At 70.8% G+C, this 749-nt stretch carries 1 protein-coding gene; it reads right to left on the bottom strand.

From position 1 onward, the window contains the following. Positions 1-583 (bottom strand): toll/interleukin-1 receptor domain-containing protein (locus G205_RS20460; RefSeq protein WP_009359715.1); only part of this gene is annotated, 583 nt, incomplete at its 3' end. Between the last annotated feature and the right edge of the window lie 166 nt (positions 584-749).

The raw sequence follows: 749 nt of genomic DNA, 5'->3' as shown, positions 1-749 counted from the left end.
CGGCCGGAACCGGCACGGGCGTCTCCCGGTCCCGTAAAGCGGCCGCGGCGCTTCCCGCGCCGGCCGCCGTCCCGCCGTCGTCCTGGTTTCTTCGCACCTCCGCAAGGGTGGTGTCCAGGACCTTGAACAGCCGGCTGGTGTCGAACTCGAAGCGGGCCGGGCTGAATTCCAGCGCCTGCCGGCGCGTGAGCCGCGCCAGGCTCTCCGGCAGCTCATCGGCCCGCGGCATCCGCGCCTTGTCCACCAGGATCGGGATCACCCGGACGTTGCGGGTCAGGGCGGCCTGGACCTCGAGGCGCACAAAGTCGTCAGGGTCGTCGAGCCGGCGCCGGCCGTGCTCATCGGCGGTGGTGAGCCACTCGTCGCCGATCAGCACCAGCACCACGTCGCAGGAACCGACGGCCCGGGTAATTGCCTCGACGAAGTCGTCGCCCAGCTGGATGGAATCGACGTCCTTGAAGACCTGCCCGCCGCCGTAGCGGTCGGCCAGCCGGTCGTACAGCCAGCCGGCCGGGTACGCGGTCTCTTCCCGCCGGTAGCTGATGAAGATCCGGCCGGTCGCGTTCGGGGGAGAATCTGCCATTGCCCACGCCCTTTTGACCGAGCCAGACCCCCGACGGTATTACACCGCCGGGGGCGTTACTGGGGCGTTACCGCCGGGGTGGGGCGTCCCGCCGGCCCTGGCCGGGCTGTCAGCTGATGGCGGTCATGACGTTCCAGCCGTCGCCGACGCTGGTGCGCCAGCCGAA

Source organism: Arthrobacter nitrophenolicus (assembly GCF_000332815.1).
Lineage (GTDB): Bacteria > Actinomycetota > Actinomycetes > Actinomycetales > Micrococcaceae > Arthrobacter > Arthrobacter nitrophenolicus.
This window is presented reverse-complemented; position numbering and strand designations above follow the sequence as displayed.